The sequence below is a fragment of the Hymenobacter coalescens genome (assembly GCF_054783195.1).
The window spans coordinates 1-535 of record NZ_BAAGRA010000037.1; the positions used below are offsets into that span (position 1 = coordinate 1).

Annotated in this window: 1 protein-coding gene; it reads right to left on the reverse strand. The window is 51.6% G+C overall.

From position 1 onward, the window contains the following. Positions 1 to 266: 266 nt before the first annotated feature. The coding region (locus ACYVKQ_RS23180) for a hypothetical protein (RefSeq protein ID WP_460677758.1) at positions 267 to 535 on the reverse strand (269 nt) is incomplete at its 5' end.

Sequence of the window (535 nt, forward strand, 5' to 3'; positions counted from 1 at the left end):
TGCATGTATTAGGCCTGCCGCTAGCGTTCATCCTGAGCCAGGATCAAACTCTCCATTGTAAAAAAACTTGTCGGCGCTACCGCAGTAACGCCCATGTCGAGTGCTGATCCGACCCGTATTTGACGAGCTTCATTCTTGTACGCTGCTCGTTGTTCCGCCCGCAGGCGGAACACGTTTACCTATTGTCTTTCCAGTCTTTCAAAGAACGGGCGCTGATTCCTACTGAATCAGCCCGGTGGTTGCCCGAGCAACCTGATGTTTGCTTCCTAAAAGCCGCGAGGGGTTAACAGCGAGCCAGCGGCTTTTCGTTCGACACCTTGCCGCTTTTTCTTGGCCTTTCCGAGCGTCGTTTCGTTCGGGGTTGCAAAGGTAAGAAGCTTTTCTGTGTTTGCAAGCTTTCGAAGAAAATTTGCGAATCTTTTCGCGTCGCTTTCCGTTGCGGGCCGCCTCCTGCTGAAGCGGGGTGCAAAGGTAAGAAGCTTTTCAGTCAGTGCAAGTTTTCCGCAAAACTTTTTGGCAGTCGTTTTCGCTTGCT